Source organism: Variovorax sp. CCNWLW186 (assembly GCF_037203865.1).
Taxonomy (GTDB): Bacteria; Pseudomonadota; Gammaproteobacteria; order Burkholderiales; family Burkholderiaceae_C; genus Variovorax.
The window spans coordinates 64,790-76,988 of record NZ_JBBCBO010000020.1 but is presented as its reverse complement, the minus strand read 5'-3'; the positions used below and the strand labels follow the sequence as shown (position 1 = coordinate 76,988).

General features: G+C 64.5%; 12 protein-coding genes. 1 reads left to right on the top strand and 11 read right to left on the bottom strand.

Annotated features, from left to right (window positions below; genetic code table 11):
• Window positions 1-139 precede the first annotated feature (139 nt).
• The 6 genes from rplI to ppsA form a co-directional block, all read right to left on the bottom strand.
• On the bottom strand, window positions 140-592 hold the full coding sequence (gene rplI, locus V9K97_RS21160; protein ID WP_126748862.1) for a 50S ribosomal protein L9: 453 nt from the start codon (window positions 590-592) through the stop codon (window positions 140-142).
• A 12-nt stretch (window positions 593-604) separates the two neighbouring features.
• Window positions 605-886, bottom strand: a complete 282-nt coding sequence (rpsR, locus tag V9K97_RS21155; RefSeq protein ID WP_007830781.1) for a 30S ribosomal protein S18 — start codon at window positions 884-886, stop codon at window positions 605-607.
• 21 nt (window positions 887-907) lie between these two features.
• Complete coding sequence (priB, locus tag V9K97_RS21150; RefSeq protein WP_242631045.1) at window positions 908-1,225, bottom strand: primosomal replication protein N; 318 nt, start codon at window positions 1,223-1,225, stop codon at window positions 908-910.
• Window positions 1,226-1,232: 7 nt separating this feature from the next.
• Window positions 1,233-1,607, bottom strand: a complete 375-nt coding sequence (gene rpsF / locus V9K97_RS21145; protein WP_126748861.1) for a 30S ribosomal protein S6 — start codon at window positions 1,605-1,607, stop codon at window positions 1,233-1,235.
• Between the two features lie 115 nt (window positions 1,608-1,722).
• A complete protein-coding gene (locus V9K97_RS21140; protein ID WP_337320435.1) occupies window positions 1,723-2,265 on the bottom strand; it encodes a hypothetical protein in 543 nt (180 codons plus the stop codon).
• 205 nt (window positions 2,266-2,470) lie between these two features.
• Complete coding sequence (gene ppsA, locus V9K97_RS21135; RefSeq protein ID WP_258505300.1) at window positions 2,471-4,864, bottom strand: phosphoenolpyruvate synthase; 2,394 nt, start codon at window positions 4,862-4,864, stop codon at window positions 2,471-2,473.
• A 191-nt stretch (window positions 4,865-5,055) separates the two neighbouring features.
• Between ppsA and ppsR the strand changes: the two genes are divergently transcribed.
• Complete coding sequence (gene ppsR / locus V9K97_RS21130; RefSeq protein WP_021006527.1) at window positions 5,056-5,877, top strand: posphoenolpyruvate synthetase regulatory kinase/phosphorylase PpsR; 822 nt, start codon at window positions 5,056-5,058, stop codon at window positions 5,875-5,877.
• A 36-nt stretch (window positions 5,878-5,913) separates the two neighbouring features.
• Here ppsR and V9K97_RS21125 read toward each other — a convergent pair whose 3' ends face one another.
• The 5 genes from V9K97_RS21125 to V9K97_RS21105 are packed head-to-tail and all read right to left on the bottom strand — an operon-like array spanning window position 5,914 to window position 12,057.
• Entirely contained in the window at window positions 5,914-6,720 is an 807-nt protein-coding gene (locus V9K97_RS21125) for a heme ABC transporter ATP-binding protein (protein WP_258505299.1), read from the bottom strand.
• Window positions 6,717-7,757 (bottom strand): FecCD family ABC transporter permease, encoded by a 1,041-nt coding sequence (locus tag V9K97_RS21120; protein WP_337320431.1) that lies wholly within the window; start codon window positions 7,755-7,757, stop codon window positions 6,717-6,719. Before V9K97_RS21120 ends, V9K97_RS21125 begins: the two co-directional genes overlap by 4 nt.
• Window positions 7,754-8,653 carry a heme/hemin ABC transporter substrate-binding protein gene (locus V9K97_RS21115; protein WP_337320429.1) on the bottom strand — a complete coding sequence of 300 codons (900 nt, stop codon included), beginning with the start codon at window positions 8,651-8,653 and terminating at the stop codon, window positions 7,754-7,756. The genes V9K97_RS21120 and V9K97_RS21115 overlap by 4 nt, the downstream gene beginning before the upstream one ends.
• Window positions 8,654-8,698: 45 nt before the next feature.
• On the bottom strand, window positions 8,699-9,802 hold the full coding sequence (locus V9K97_RS21110; protein ID WP_337320427.1) for a hemin-degrading factor: 1,104 nt from the start codon (window positions 9,800-9,802) through the stop codon (window positions 8,699-8,701).
• 44 nt (window positions 9,803-9,846) lie between these two features.
• Window positions 9,847-12,057: a TonB-dependent hemoglobin/transferrin/lactoferrin family receptor gene (locus V9K97_RS21105; RefSeq protein ID WP_337320425.1), complete on the bottom strand. Its 2,211-nt coding sequence runs from the start codon at window positions 12,055-12,057 to the stop codon at window positions 9,847-9,849.
• Window positions 12,058-12,199: the final 142 nt, after the last annotated feature.

Below are 12,199 nucleotides of genomic sequence, written 5' to 3'. Positions count from 1 at the left end.
GCACGGCGTTGCGCGTGTGGACAAGGTTGTGAATAAACGGTGATCTTCCGGTGCAACGGCGTGGAAAACTCAGAGGCACAAAAACAAAAGCCGCCCGGAGGCGGCTTTTGCGGCAGCGCACAAGGCGCCGCAATGACGATCAGGCGGTTTCGCCGTAGACCGTCACGGTGATGTCGACCACCACGTCGGTGTGCAGCGCAACGCTCACGGTGCTGTCGCCGACGACCTTGATCGGGCCGTTGGGCAGGCGCACTTGCGACTTGGCAACCTTGTAGCCTTGCTTGCCGAGCTCTTCGGCGATGTCGCCGTTGGTGACCGAGCCGAACAGACGGCCGTCAACGCCAGCCTTTTGGGTCAGCTTGATGGTCGTGCCGCCGAGCTTCTCGCCCTGAGCTTGCGATTCGGCCAGCTTGGCGGCCGCAGCCTTTTCGAGTTCGGCGCGCTTGGCTTCGAATTCGGCCTTGTTGGCAGCGGTGGCGCGGCGGGCGCGGCCCGACGGAATCAGGAAGTTGCGTGCGTAGCCGTCCTTGACCTTGACGATATCGCCCAGGCCACCGACGTTGACAACCTTGTCCAGAAGAATGATTTGCATGGTGCTTGCTCCTTAGACGCGGTGCTGGTCGCTGTACGGCACCATCGCGAGGAAGCGTGCGCGCTTGATCGCGGTGTTGAGCTGGCGCTGGTAGATCGCGCGCGTGCCGGTCAGGCGTGCGGGGATGATCTTGCCGTTTTCGCTGATGAAGTCACGCAGCGTGTCGATGTCCTTGTAGTCGATTTCCTCGACGCCAGCGACGGTGAAGCGGCAGAAGCGCTTGCGCTTGAACAGCAGCGACTGGGTGTTGCGCTTCGGGCGCTTGTCTTTGTTGAATTTCTTGAACGTGGCCATTTGGGGACCTCTTGTCGAAAATTAATTTTGCTGAAAATCCTGAATGTGCAGGACCGGATGCTTGCCGTTGCCCGGTGTCGCGAGAAATCCCTGAAAACACCAGAGACTACCCATCGACTGCGTTGCGAGCCGTTCGGCGATGGCGCCGAAGGCAACGGCCTTGAGGGCCGTTTTCACCTGCCTGGCTTTTCCTGCCTCCTGAAGCGTCGACTCATGTTCGAGCTTCAGGTCGATGGCGGGAAGGCCGGCGGGCGTGTATCGCAAGGTTCCGAGTTCGGCAACGGAGGCTGTCAGCAGGAGCTGATTGACCCCGGTTGCCGCAGCAGCGGCAGCGGTCACGCCGCTATCAGCTGTTGTTGGCGGCGTACTCGGCCTGCTGGGCCTTGCGGGCTTCTTCGCGCTCGACCGTCTTCATCATCGACGAAGGACCGGTTTCGGCCTTCTTCTTCTGGACGGTGAGGTGGCGCAGCACGGCGTCGTTGAACTTGAACGCGTGTTCGAGTTCGCCCATCACGGCTTGTTCGGCTTCAATGTTGACGCACAGGTAGTGCGCCTTGTTGAGCTTGTTGATCTGGTAGGCCAGCTGACGGCGGCCCCAGTCTTCAACGCGGTGGACTTTGCCGCCGCCGGCCGTGATCAGGCCCTTGTAGCGCTCCAGCATGGCCGGAACTTGTTCGCTCTGATCCGGGTGGATCAGCAAAATGATTTCGTAGTGACGCATGGCACTCCTTGTGGATTCTTCCGTGGAAGAGGAAAAGCCACCTGCAGCGTCGGGCGCAGTGTGGCAAGGCAAAGCCGGCTATTGTAGCACTATAGGCACGGCGTTGGTCCAGCGCTCAGTCGTTCAAGGCCTTGTCGAGGGCCGCCGCCTTCTCGGCACCCACCGCAGCGCGAATCTTGGGCGCCAGCGCCACCAGGTCTTCATAGCTGGTGGTGCCTTCGACCTGCAGGTTGAGCCGGAAGCCCATCAGCCCGAGGGCTCCGGTCAGCTGGGTGGCGATGGGATAGGCGTCCTTGTAGCGCTGCTGCCTGCTGCGGCCCGCAGCGGGCGCGGGTTCGGCCGGCTTCGGCTTTGCTGACTCGGGTGGCCTGCTTCCGCCGGAAGGCTGCGGCGCGGCGGTTGCCGCCGTCTTGCCTGCGGTGGCGGGTTCGGGTGCCTTGGGCGACGCAGCCGCTTTGCTTCCCGCCGCTGGCTGGAGCAGCCCCAGGTCGACCATCTGGTCGATCTCTTCGCGTGCAATGCCGTTTCCCGCAGCCAGCACCTCATCGACCGAGCGCTTGCCGTCGAACAGGATGAACGCCGTGCGCTGGCGCGGCGAAAGCGGCACCGAACGGTCCTTGAACACCTGCTGTCCGGCTTCTGTCTTGACAAGAATCATGATGTTTCTTCCGCGATGTACCGCCGGTTTGCGCGACTGGCAATTTCGCCATGCGCAACCCGCAAGCGACTGCCGCCCTTGTGAGCGTCACAAGTCTGGCATAAAGAACACATTTTGATTCATTTGTGCCCTGCGGAAGCGGGAATTTCCCCAATGGGGATTCCCACGACCGCCTTACCGGGCGGTTGCAACCGCCCTTTTTTCGTCAGCGCTTGGCGAGCTGCTGCCAGGTGTCGATGACGCTGTCGGGGTTCAGGGAAATCGATTCGATGCCCTCTTCCGCCAGCCAAAGCGCGAAATCCGGATGGTCGCTGGGGCCTTGGCCGCAGATACCCACGTACTTGCCTTCGGCCTTGCAGGCCTTGATGACCCGGCTCAGCAGCGCCTTGACGGCCAGGTCGCGCTCGTCGAAGTCGGCGGCCAGCAGTTCGAGGCCCGAATCGCGGTCCAGGCCGAGCGTGAGCTGGGTCAGGTCGTTCGAGCCGATCGAGAAGCCGTCGAAGAACTTCAGAAACTCCTCGGGCAGAACGGCGTTGCTCGGCACCTCGCACATCATGATCAGCTTGAGCTCGTTCTCGCCGCGCTTCAGGCCGTGCTCGCCAAGCAGCGTGGTCACGCGCTCGGCCTGGCCCAGGGTGCGCACGAAGGGAACCATGATCTGCACGTTGACGAGGCCCATGTCGTTGCGAACGCGCTTGAGCGCCTCGCATTCCATGGCAAAGGCTTCGCCGAAGTCCTTGCTCAGGTAGCGGGCGGCACCGCGGAAGCCGAGCATCGGGTTTTCTTCTTCGGGCTCGTAGCGGCTGCCGCCGATCAGCTTGCGGTACTCGTTCGACTTGAAGTCCGACAGGCGCACGATGACCTGCTTGGGCCAGAAGGCCGCGGCAATGGTCGCAATGCCTTCCGCCACCTTGTCGACGTAGAAGGCGCGCGGCGATGCGTGGCCCCGCGCCACCGACTCGACGGCCTTTTTCAGGTCGTTGTCGACGTTCGGATAGTCGAGGATGGCCTTCGGGTGAACGCCGATGTTGTTGTTGATGATGAACTCGAGCCGCGCCAGGCCCACGCCATGGTTGGGCAACTGCGCGAAGTCGAAGGCCAGCTGCGGGTTGCCGACGTTCATCATGATCTTGATGTCGATCTCGGGCATCACGCCGCGCTGCACTTCGGTCACTTCGGTCTCGAGCAGGCCGTCATAGATGAAGCCGGTGTCGCCCTCGGCGCAGCTCACGGTTACCAGCGTGCCTTCCTTCAGCAGGTCGGTGGCGTCGCCGCAGCCCACCACGGCCGGAATGCCGAGTTCGCGCGCAATGATGGCCGCGTGGCAGGTGCGCCCGCCGCGGTTGGTGACGATCGCGGCAGCGCGCTTCATCACCGGTTCCCAATTCGGGTCGGTCATGTCGGTGACGAGCACGTCGCCGGCCTGCACCTTGTCCATCTCGCTGATGTTGTGCACGAGCCGCACGGGACCGGTGCCGATCTTCTGGCCGATGGCGCGGCCTTCGGCCAGCACTGCGCCCTTGCCCAGCAGCTTGTAGCGCTGCTCGGCCTTGCCCTGCTGCTGGCTCTTCACGGTTTCAGGACGCGCCTGAAGGATGTAGAGCTGGCCGTCGGTGCCGTCCTTGCCCCACTCGATGTCCATCGGGCGGCCGTAGTGTTCTTCGATGACCAGCGCGTACTTGGCGAGCTGCTCCACGTCGGCGTCGCTCAGCGAATAGCGGTTGCGCTGCTCGGCCTTCACGTCGGTGGTCTTTACCAGCTTGCCGGTGGCCTTTTTCTCTTCGGGCGTCGCGAACTCCATCTGGATCAGCTTGGAGCCGAGATTGCGGCGGATCACGGCCTTCTTGCCGGCGCGCAGCGTGGGCTTGTGCACATAGAACTCGTCGGGGTTCACGGCGCCCTGCACCACCGTTTCGCCCAGGCCGTAGCTCGAGGTGATGAACACCACGTCTTCGAAGCCCGATTCGGTGTCGATGGTGAACATCACGCCGGCCGCGCCCAGGTCGGAGCGGACCATGCGCTGCACACCGGCCGAGAGCGCCACCACGTCGTGCGCAAAGCCCTTGTGAACGCGGTAGCTGATGGCGCGGTCGTTGTAGAGGGAGGCAAACACCTCCTTCATCTTGTGCAGCACGTCTTCGATGCCGACCACGTTGAGGAAGGTCTCCTGCTGGCCGGCAAAGGAAGCGTCGGGCAGGTCTTCGGCCGTGGCCGAGGAGCGCACGGCAAAGGAGGCGGCGGGATTGCCGGCGCTCAGCTTTGCGAACGCTTCGGTAATGGCTTTCTGCAGATCGGCCGGAAAAGGCTGGGCCTCGACCATGGCGCGAATTTCAGCACCGGCTGCGGCCAGCGCCCGCACGTCTTCGGTGTCCAGGGCTGCAAGCCGCTTGCTGATCTTGTCGGCCAGCCCGTCGTGGGCCAGAAACTGGCGAAACGCGTGCGCCGTGGTCGCAAAACCCGTGGGCACCCGCACACCCTGCGGCAGCTGCGAGATCATTTCGCCGAGGCTGGCGTTCTTGCCGCCGACCGACTCGACGTCGGTCATCCTCAGGTTTTCAAACGGTACGACCAGGGCGGTCGCGTCGAAAAGTGCAGACATGGGAAAGCTCCAGAAGTTGAAACCGGTGCTGCATGCAGGCGGCGCGGCACGATCGTTGTCGTTGCTTTGGGTGCTGGCGCGGCGTGCATGGAAAGAATTGGGTCAAGGGAAAGCGGATTCCCGATAATGGCCCGGATTGTAGGCGTGGCGAGATTGCACGCGCCGCAGGACAAGGCCGCAAGAGCTACACCATGCATACACGCACTGTTTTCTTCATTTCAGACGGCACCGGCATCACCGCTGAAACTTTCGGTAACGCCGTGCTCGCGCAGTTCGAGATGAAACCGCGCCATGTCCGGCTGCCTTTTACCGACACGGTCGACAAGGCGCACCAGGCGGTACGGCAGATCAACCACACGGCCGAGCTCGAGGGCGTGCGCCCCATCGTCTTCACCACGCTGGCCAACATGGAAGTGCTTGAAGTCATCGAGACCGGCTGCAAGGGCATGCTGCTCGACATGTTCGGCACCTTCGTGCGGCCACTCGAAATTGAACTGGCCGTGAAGTCGAACCACCGCATCGGCCGCTTCAGTGACGTCAGCAAGAGCAAGGAATACGACGCCCGCATCGCCGCCATCGACTTCAGCCTGGCGCACGACGACGGCCAGAGCAACCGCGACCTGGAAGGCGCGGACGTGATCCTGGTGGGCGTGAGCCGAAGCGGCAAGACGCCAACCTCGCTCTACCTGGCCATGCAGCATGGCCTGAAGGCCGCCAACTACCCGTTGATTCCTGAAGATTTCGAGCGCCGCCAGCTGCCGCCGGCCTTGATGCCCCATCGCAAGAAGATCTTCGGGCTGACCATCCAGCCCGAGCGGCTGAGCCAGATCCGCAATGAACGCCGGCCGGATTCGCGCTACGCCAGCCTCGAGAACTGCCGCAACGAGGTGAGCGAGGCCGAAGCCATGATGCGCCGGGCCGGCATCCGGTGGCTTTCGACGACCACCAAGTCGATCGAGGAAATTGCCACCACCATCCTGCAGGAGTTGAAGCCCGAGCGGCTGACCTACTGAAGCTGAAGCGCCAGCTTCAACGGCATCGCTCGCCCGCTAGCCAAACAGGTATTGCAGCGTTCCATCGGCACTGCTGACCGGCTGGCAGGGCATGCCCCAGACCGCCTCGATCAACTCCGGCTGCAGCACTTCGGCCGTTGGCCCCTGCCGCAGCCCCTCCGCCGCACCGAGCACCACGACCTCGTCGGCGTACCGGCGCGCGAGATTCAGGTCATGCAGCACGGCGACCACACCCACGCCCTGCGCCGCCCAGGCCCGAAGCAGCCGCATTGCCGAATGCTGGTGCGCGAGGTCCAGCGCCGCGGTGGGCTCGTCGAGCAGCAGCCAGCGGGTGGCGCCGTCCGGACGCGGATGCCACAGCTGCGCCAGCGCACGCGCCAGATGAACCCGGGCTTTTTCGCCGCCCGACAAGGTATTGAGGATGCGGGTCGCCAGCGCCGTGACATCGGTCAGCGCCATGGCGCGGCCGATGATGTCGTCTTCGTCTCGAGCCGGTGCGCGGCGGTGCGGATAGCGGCCGAGTGCGACGATGTCCTGCGCGGTGAAGTCGAACGCGACCGCGCTTTCCTGCGGCATCAGCGCGCGACGCAACGCCAGCGCCGCCATGCCATGGTCCGCGAGCGGCCGGCCGTCGAGCACAACCCTGCCCCGCGTCGGCTCGCGCTGGCCTGAAAGCACCGACAGAAGGGTCGACTTGCCCGCGCCGTTCGGGCCGAGGATGGCCGTCACGCGGCCCGGCGCCAGGTTTACCGAGGCGTTGGCCAGCAGCAGTTTGGCGCCCATGCGAACCTCCACCTCCGCGCACGACAGCAGCGGCGCCCGGTTGTGCTCGGCCGACGTCATATGCGCCCCCTGAAATGCCGCAGCAGCAGCAAGAACACGGGCACGCCGATGAACGCGGTGAGCACGCCCAGCGGCAACTCGGCAGGCGCAATCACGGTCCGCGCCACCGTATCGGCTGCAAGCACCAGCACGGCGCCCAGCAGAGCCGAGGCCGGCAGCACCACGCGGTGATCAGGCCCGGCCAGCATGCGCACCCAGTGCGGCGCAATCAGCCCGATGAAGCCGATGATTCCGGTCGTGGCCGTTATCGCCCCCACGGCCACCGCCGTGATGACGACGGCGCGCCGCTTGGTGCGCTCGACGTCCACCCCGAGCAGCGCCGCCTGCGCCTCGCCGAGCGCAATGGCGTTCAGCGGCGAAGCAAGTGAAGCCGCCGCCCAGCAAGAAAGAAACACCGCCGCGCACACGAGCAACACCGCGCTCCAGCGCGCGCCTCCCAGGCTGCCCAGGAGCCAGAACTGCAGGCTGCGCAACTGCTCGTCGGTGGCCATGACACTCAGCAGGCCGAGCCCTGCGCTTGCCAGCGCGTTGATGGCAATGCCCGCCAGCAGCATCAGCGCCATGCGCGTGCCGCCTTCGCTGCGGGAAAGGCCGTAGATCAGCAGGGTCACGATGAAGCCGCCGCCGAAAGCCATGGCCACCAGTGTCCAGCTTCCCAGCGTGCGCGGCAGCACGGGCCAGAACCAGGCACCGAGCACGATGGTGATGCCCGCTGCCAGCGCCGCCCCGCTGCTGATGCCGATCAGCCCGGGGTCTGCCAAGGGATTGCGGAACAGGCCCTGCATCAGGGTGCCCGCCATGCCGAGCCCGGCGCCGGCCGCCATGCCGAGGATCAGCCGCGGCAGGCGAATGTTGAGGAACACCAGGTGCTCGGGCGACGGATTGCCCGCACTGCCCAGCCCCACTGAGGCCAACACATTCCAGAGCTGCGAGAGACTGATCGCATAGGCGCCCGAAATCGCTCCCGTTGCAAAGGCCACCGCGAGCAGCAGCATGCTGCCGCACAACACGGTTCCAAAACCGAGGCGCTGGCTCATGCCTGCGCCGCCTGGAATTTCTCGTGGAGCTCGCCGATCGCCGCCGGCAGGCGCGGACCGAAGCCGAGCAGCAGCAAGGCGTCCTGCGTGATCAGCGCGCGCTTTCTATAAGCCGGCGTAAGCGCGAGCTCGGGCCGTTGCCAGAACCGGTCGACGCCGCCGTGGGCTTCGATACTCTGGGTGCTCGTGAGGATGACGTCGGGCGCGGCGCTGGCCATAGCCTCGGCCGTCATCGGACGGTAGCCCTGGAAGCCGCTCATCGCATTGACGCCGCCCGCAAAGCCGATCACCGAATGCGCCGCCGTCTTCTCGCCCGACACCTGCGGACTCGCGCTGTGCGACAGCACGAAGAGCACCTTCGGCTTGCGCCCCTTCGCAGCGCCGATGCGCTGCTGCACCTGCGCCCATTCGGCATCGAGCCTGGCCTGCAGTTCACGCGCCTGCGCCTCCCTGGCGGCCGCACGGCCAACGGCCTGCACCTTGCGCTGCACCTCGCCCCAGGTGTGGTCGGCCTCGATGACCTCGATCTTGACCCCGGCGCTGCGAACCTGGTCGAGCACGACCGCAGGGCCGGATTCATTGGTCGCGATGATCGCATCGGGCTTCAGCGACAGCAGCCCCTCGGCGGACAGCTGCCGCATGTAGCCGACCTTGGGCGTGCCGCGTGCGGCAGCCGGGTAAAGGCTGGTGGTGTCGGTGCCGACGAGCTGGCCCTCCGCGCCGAGCGCATACACCACCTCGGTGATGGCACCGCTCACGGTTACCAGCCTCGGAAGCTTTGCCGACTGTGCGAACAAGGGCAGCGCGGCGGCACCGAACGAAGCGGCCGAGAGAAGGCGCAGCGCTTTGCGGCGATGCACAGCGCAAGGAGTCGGATCAAGGTGAAGTTCGCTCATTGGATATCGGATCACAGTCAAGGCACGATGCGTCTTTGGCGATGTTCACGCGGACTGCGCGGTCGCCCGAGTTGAACGCGGAAGATTCCGCACGATGCGGCGCCACTCTTCGCGCTCGGGCACGCCGGGCTTGCGCGCGCCGAAGAACATGGCCATCAGCTCACCGTCCTTGTCGAAGGCCTCGACGGAGGTGACGATGCCGTCGCTGGTGGGCTTTTCGACGATCCACACGTTCTGGATGCAGTCCTCCCGCAGATGCAGGTTGAAGCCGGTGTCGAGCACGTTGAGCCAGCGAACGGGCGGCGCGTTCCCGTCTCTGCTGGGTATTTCCATCGGCTCGATCCGCGACACCGGGCCGCTGTGAATCTGTATGCAGCCGGGGCTGCTCACGAACACCATGATCGGCGTGCCGTCGAAAGACGCCTCGAGCAGCAGGTCGCGAACGGCGTGCAGTTCGGCGCGTTGCGTGAACTCGCCTTCGGTCAGGCGAAAGCTCTGCTGGCGCTCGGCCTCGAACTTGTTCAGCAGCCCGAAGAACTCGTGCGTGTCCTGCATGGCCCGCCATGCATCGGAGAGACCGCGTGCATCGATGGTGCCGTCGTCGCGCGGTACGGCCTTGTCTTCAGCCGGCTCGAACTGCACCGTGCTTTCCGGTGCGGTGTACGTGTCGATGACCGATTGGAATGCATCGCGGTCCGTGGCGTCCCGCGCGAAGATCTTGTGGACCGCCACGCCCCGCGCATTGAAGAACTGCAGGCTCAGCGAAGGCGGCACGCCCGCATTGGCCGCCGCTTCATTCACCGCAAAGCCTGCATGCCAGCGGCTGAAGAAAAGGCGCAGGTCGATGGCCTCGCCCAACGCGAGCCCCATCTTGTCGCTGCCCGAGACTTTCTCGTAGACACCCGTTTTCTCGTGCACCGTGGTCTCGTTGCGCGTCAGCGCGAGCACCGGGCCGCAAAGCTCCAGTGCCTGCAGCAGCTCGACCCACGGGCCCTTCAGCCGCGTGGCGTGCAAGGACTTGTCGTGCGTGCCTGCGTGCGCGGCAATGGCCGCGCCTTCGGACAAGTCCATGGCGGCGGCGGCATCCTTGTGGCGCATGCCTTTGGCACGCAGTTCAGAGAAGCGGGCGCGAATTTCTTCCAAGGTCATCGGGTTTCCTGTTGTTTGATTTGCCGGGTTGCCATGGGGCGTTTTCAGAAGTCGGCCACGAGCGAGACATTGAAGCTGCGGCCCGGCTGCGTGTAGGCATCGCGGATGGCCGAGGTCGTCGTCACCCCGCGCACATCGCTCCACATCCAATAGCGCTTGTTGGTGAGGTTGGTTACCGAGGCGTTAAGGCGCAGGTCCTTCTTGATGCGCCACTGCGCGCTGATGTCCAGCGTGGTGGCTTGCGGCGTGCGGAACTGCAGGCCGGTCGTCACTTCGCTGCGATCGACGTCCTCCCACTCCTTGGCGCTGTGGTGCACTGCGTCCAGGCGCACGCTCCAGGACGGCGCCTGGTACTTGAGGCCGGCGCTGAACTTCTGCGGATCGATCGAGTTGAGCGGCCGGTTGTTGGTGCGGTCGCGGCCACGCGTCTGGCCGTAGGCAAAGGGCACGGAGAAACCGGTGCCGTTTTCGGTGAAGTCGAGCTCGCCCTTGATTTCGAAACCGCTGATGCGCGCGCGTCCCACGTTGACCGACTGGTATACCAACGGATCGATGCGCGGAATGCCGCGGCCGCCGACGAGCTTGTCGTTCTCGATGAGGTTCTTGTAGTCCCCGGTGAACGCAGCCACGTCGAAGCTCAGGATGCCGGTGCGCCCGCGCACGCCGAGTTCGATGTTCTGGCTTTTTTCAGGCTTGAGATTCGGATTGGGAATCGTCTTGTAGCCCTGGATCACGTTCTCGAAAAAGTTGTTGACCTGGAACGCGTTGGGCGCCTTGAAGCCGGATGCGTAGTTGCCGTAGACGCTCCATTGCGGCGTGGCACGGAACAGCACGCCCAGCTTGGGCGATACAGCCGAGCCTGACAGCGACACGGCCTGCGCGTTGAAGCCGGCCTGCTTCGCATCGAGCGAGAAGCGGTCGAAGCGAATGCCGGGCGTGATGCTCCAGCGGTCATGGATGAATTCATCCTGCACGTAGAACGCCGACGACGTTTCGCGCGTATCGGGAAAGCGCTTGAGCGGATAGCTCTCGCCGGTGGGCGGCACCAGGCCAGTCTGCAGGTTCTCGACGTTGGTGCGCGTGTAGTCGAATCCGTAGGTGATCTTCTGCGCCCACTCACCCATGCGGAGCGTCTTGTCGGCCTGCAGGCCAAGCTGCCAGGTGTTCTCGTCGTAGGTCACGTCGCGCGTGCGGTCGGCAGCGGTGAAGCGGTCCTCATAGATGAACTCGCGCGACTTGGCCTTCTGGTAACTCACGACCGCGAGCAGGTTGTCGGCCACGGCGGCGTTCAGGCGCAGCCGGCCTTCGTAGGTAAAGCGGTCGCGCTCCAGGTCGGTCTTCGCGTTGAGGCCGACCACGGAGGTGGACGCATAAGGAGGCTTGGCAATGCCCGTGAGCAGGTCGTAGCGGCTGGTCTTCTCGATGTGCTCGAAGGTGAACGAATGCCGCTGGTCTGCGTTGGGCGTGAGAATGGCCTTGGCCAGCAGCGCGCGGTTGCTGTCTCGCTGCGGATTGGGCGTGGTGCGGTCCACATTGGGCACATTGAGCGTGCCCATGTTCTCGAGTTCGCTGGCGCGACCTGCGTTGGCCGAAATGAGCCACTGCAGCGTGTCGTTGGCCTTGCCGGCAAGCGTGACACCGCCGCGCACGCCGTTGTCGTCGCCGCTGTAGCCGATGCTTGCACTCCCACCGAAGTTGCGGCCTTCGCGCAGGAAAGACGCGGGTTCGCGGGTCACGAAGTTGACCAGGCCGGCCAGGCCGTCCGAACCGTAGAGTGCCGAAGCCGGACCCTTGATGATCTCGATGCGCTCGACGAGGCCGATGTCGAAGTAGTCGCGGCCGAAGGCGTTGGCGCTGAAGACGTAGCTGCGCGGCGTGCGGATGCCGTCGGTCAGCAGCAGCACCCGGTTGCCGTCGAGCCCGCGAATGTTGAAGCCGGCGTTGCCGTCGCGGCCCGTGTTGCCCTGCGCCAGCCCGAAGCGCGCTGGCGAGCGCTTGACTGAAACATTGGGCAGATCGCGCACCGCATCGCGGATGTCGTTGATCTGCTTGGACTCGATGTCTTCCCGATTGATGACCTCCACGCTGACCGGCAAGTCGTCCCTGGCCTGTTCAGAACGCGAGCCGCTCACCACCACTTCATTCAGTACTGCGAGCTGCTGGGACCAGGCAGGCGCGGACATGCCGAAGCCGGTGGCAATCAGCCAGGGCAGAAGTGCAAAACGTTGGGAGGGTAGGTTGAATTGGGAGGCCACGAAAAAGGTCCAGAAAACAGTTGAAGAACTGCTTGCTGGACCTTGGCGCAAGTGCTGCGCCCATTGACCTGGCTGGCGGAAAAGGGCGTGCTGCCCTTGACCACTATTGTATGAGAATAATTCTCATTTGTACAACTTGCAA

Coding starts and splice junctions, on each gene's coding strand:
- V9K97_RS21125 (WP_258505299.1), bottom strand. CDS start 6,720: ATGACGTCGGCCGAGCACAACCGGGCGCCGCTGCTGTCGTGCGCGGAG.
- V9K97_RS21140 (WP_337320435.1), bottom strand. CDS start 2,265: ATGATTCTTGTCAAGACAGAAGCCGGACAGCAGGTGTTCAAGGACCGT.
- V9K97_RS21110 (WP_337320427.1), bottom strand. CDS start 9,802: ATGACCTTGGAAGAAATTCGCGCCCGCTTCTCTGAACTGCGTGCCAAA.
- rpsR (WP_007830781.1), bottom strand. CDS start 886: ATGGCCACGTTCAAGAAATTCAACAAAGACAAGCGCCCGAAGCGCAAC.
- ppsR (WP_021006527.1), top strand. CDS start 5,056: ATGCATACACGCACTGTTTTCTTCATTTCAGACGGCACCGGCATCACC.
- rpsF (WP_126748861.1), bottom strand. CDS start 1,607: ATGCGTCACTACGAAATCATTTTGCTGATCCACCCGGATCAGAGCGAA.
- ppsA (WP_258505300.1), bottom strand. CDS start 4,864: ATGTCTGCACTTTTCGACGCGACCGCCCTGGTCGTACCGTTTGAAAAC.
- V9K97_RS21115 (WP_337320429.1), bottom strand. CDS start 8,653: ATGAGCGAACTTCACCTTGATCCGACTCCTTGCGCTGTGCATCGCCGC.
- V9K97_RS21120 (WP_337320431.1), bottom strand. CDS start 7,757: ATGAGCCAGCGCCTCGGTTTTGGAACCGTGTTGTGCGGCAGCATGCTG.
- rplI (WP_126748862.1), bottom strand. CDS start 592: ATGCAAATCATTCTTCTGGACAAGGTTGTCAACGTCGGTGGCCTGGGC.